Annotated in this window: 3 protein-coding genes; 1 reads left to right on the top strand and 2 read right to left on the bottom strand. The window is 60.0% G+C overall.

Annotation, left to right across the window (positions count from 1 at the left end):
• Positions 1-56: 56 nt before the first annotated feature.
• On the bottom strand, positions 57-809 hold the full coding sequence (locus AC5XE7_RS20785; protein ID WP_127601234.1) for an IS6 family transposase: 753 nt from the start codon (positions 807-809) through the stop codon (positions 57-59).
• Positions 810-903: 94 nt separating this feature from the next.
• Between AC5XE7_RS20785 and AC5XE7_RS20780 the strand changes: the two genes are divergently transcribed.
• Positions 904-1998: a tyrosine-type recombinase/integrase gene (locus AC5XE7_RS20780; RefSeq protein ID WP_051961367.1), complete on the top strand. Its 1095-nt coding sequence runs from the start codon at positions 904-906 to the stop codon at positions 1996-1998.
• Positions 1999-2072: 74 nt separating this feature from the next.
• Here AC5XE7_RS20780 and AC5XE7_RS20775 read toward each other — a convergent pair.
• The coding region (locus tag AC5XE7_RS20775; protein WP_495367374.1) for an MFS transporter at positions 2073-2655 on the bottom strand (583 nt) is incomplete at its 5' end.

Below are 2655 nucleotides of genomic sequence, written 5' to 3'. Positions count from 1 at the left end.
GGGGCTTGTCGCAAACATTTTCGGAGCGCGCAATTATCCACTGAGCGTCCTCGTTTTCATGCTTTGTTAACCTTTTGTAGTCCGAAGAGGTGCGCGAGCAGATCGTTCTGATCATTTACGGTCCACACGCCGGAAAAGCCGAAGCCCTTCTTCAGCCAGAGCATGGCTTCGAAGCCTGCGATTGTCCGACGCGCCGTTTTGAAGGATTGGAAGCCGCCGATCTTGGGCATGTTCTTCTTAACCCGAAAATGGTCACTCTCGATGCGTTGTTGGAGATGCTTTGTGACGTAGTGCACGGGGTTGGGCTGAAGCAGACCATCATCTACCGATGCTTTAATCGCGGATGGGAAGGTATTCGCTCCATCCGTGCCGATCTTCTTAGGCGATAACAGGGGCTCGTCTTTGAGCATTTTGCGGAAGAACCTCTTTGCAGCATCCAGGTCGCGCCTGGCCGCCAGCAGGAAATCCATCGGGTTTCCATGCTTATCGATCGCCCGGTACAGATAGCGCCACTTGCCGCGGATCTTCACGTACGTTTCGTCGATCCGGATCGAACCACAATGCGGGCGTCGGAACTGGCGAAGCCGCTTCTCGATCATCGGCGCATAAGCCAAAACCCAGCGGTTGACAGTGCTGTGATCGACCTCGAAACCACGTTCCCGAAACATCTCCTCAAGGTCTCGATAGCTGAGCGGATAGCGCAGATACCAGGCCACCGCCTGCATGATGAGCCATGCCTCGAAATGCCGACCTTTGAAGTCGTCCTTTGATTGGCGCTTCAGCTTGTCGGCAATGGCATTCAGAATCATGGCTACGCTCCGCTACATTGGGAGCGGCAATTTCTCCGCTGGTGGTCAACAGGCCGTTAACCAAGAAAATTTGCGACAGGCCCTTATAGAGAGAATGCCCCAAAACCTCGACGAAACCACGCAAAACGACGCCGGCAACGCCCCCCTGCCCTGTGCTGCAGCCGCGGCACCCGTCGGCAATTCCGCCGTGTCGATTCCGGGCGGCGATCGCGCCCATTTGCGCGGCCTGGCGGATCGCGCCCGGGACTATGTCGAGGCAGCCAGCTCGGCCAACACCAGGCTGGCCTACGCCTCGGACTGGAAGCATTTTTCTGGTTGGTGTCGCCGGCAGGGACTGGCAGTGCAGCCGCCCGATCCACAGATTGTTGGCCTCTACATTACGGCCTGTGCGACAGGCCAGGCTACGGTTGCGCCAAATGCAGTCAGCACCATCGAACGCCGGCTCTCGTCGCTTTCCTGGAATTACACCCAGCTCGGGCAAGTCCTAGATCGCAAGGATCGCCACATCGCCACAGTGATGGCTGGCATCCGCAATACCCACGCCAAGCCACCACGGCAAAAGGAAGCCCTGTTGCCCGAGGATCTCCTGGCGATGCTGGAAACCTTCGACCGCGGCAGCCTGCGTGGCATCCGCGATCGCGCCATGCTGCTGCTGGGTTTCGCCGGCGGCCTGCGGCGCTCGGAAATCGTCGGCCTCGATGGCGGCGAAGGGCAGAGCGAGGACGGCCGTGGTTGGATAGAGATCCTGGACAAAGGGATGGTCCTGAATATTCGGGGCAAGACCGGATGGCGTGAAGTGGAAATCGGTCGCGGATCCACTGATGCCACCTGCCCCGTTGTGGCAGTGGAAACCTGGCTTAAGCTCGCTCGGATCGCGCATGGCCCGCTGTTTCGCCGTGTGACTGGGCAGGGCAAGGGCGTCGGCGCCGATCGACTGAACGACAAACAAGTCGCCCGCCTGGTCAAGACAGCGGCACTGGCGGCCGGGGTACGGGGCGACCTTTCGGAAGATGCCCGGGGGGGCTTGTTCGCCGGCCATTCTCTGCGGGCCGGTCTCGCCTCATCGGCCGAGGTCGACGAACGCTACGTCCAGAAGCAGCTAGGGCATGTTTCGGCTGAGATGACCCGTCGCTATCAACGCCGGCGGGACCGCTTTCGCGTAAACCTTACCAAGGCTGCGGGACTATAGCCCCTTGCCCTGCTGGGATGCCTGAAAGCTGCCATCAAGCGACGTCAACGTCCACCATGATGCCAAGGCATGAGCTAGGCCAAATCTTCCGGGTTTATCCGCGGATGGGTCTCCTCACCGAATGCCCACAACACCAAGCCCGACACCATCATCGAAAGTGCCACGAACCAGAATGTAGCCTCGAGAGCGCCGCTGAAATGGGCAACCAGGCCGAGCCCGAGCGCACCAATGCCATATCCAAGGTCACGCCAGAACCGGTAAATGCCAATGGCTGAGCCGCGCCAGCTGGGCGGGGCGATGTCGGCCACGGCTGCCGACAGATTGGGATAAAGCAGGGCCATGCCGAAGCCGGCGATGGCGGCCGATGCGGCCCACCACCAAACGCCGCTGCCTATCACCACCATGGCGACCCCGAGGCCCGAAATCCACATGCCGAGCACATTGGGCCAATGACGCCCAACGTGATCGGAAAGTCGACCGGTGAAGAGCTGTGAGCCGCCCCAGGCGAAGCCATAGGTGTAGCGGCTTGCCAACATAAGCGCCTCTGCTCGCAAACATCGGCATTTTCTGCTCGAATTATCTGACAATGGAGCGGGCGTCGTGCTCACGCTCCCTGCCAATGTGCTCGCAAACATCCGGGTCTGCTTGCAAACATCC

The organism is Aquamicrobium sp. YD-1-mutant5 (assembly GCF_059509755.1).
Note: the sequence above shows the minus strand (reverse complement) of the source record. Positions and strands in the feature narration are given on the sequence as shown.

Coding starts and splice junctions, on each gene's coding strand:
- AC5XE7_RS20785 (WP_127601234.1), bottom strand. CDS start 809: ATGATTCTGAATGCCATTGCCGACAAGCTGAAGCGCCAATCAAAGGAC.
- AC5XE7_RS20780 (WP_051961367.1), top strand. CDS start 904: ATGCCCCAAAACCTCGACGAAACCACGCAAAACGACGCCGGCAACGCC.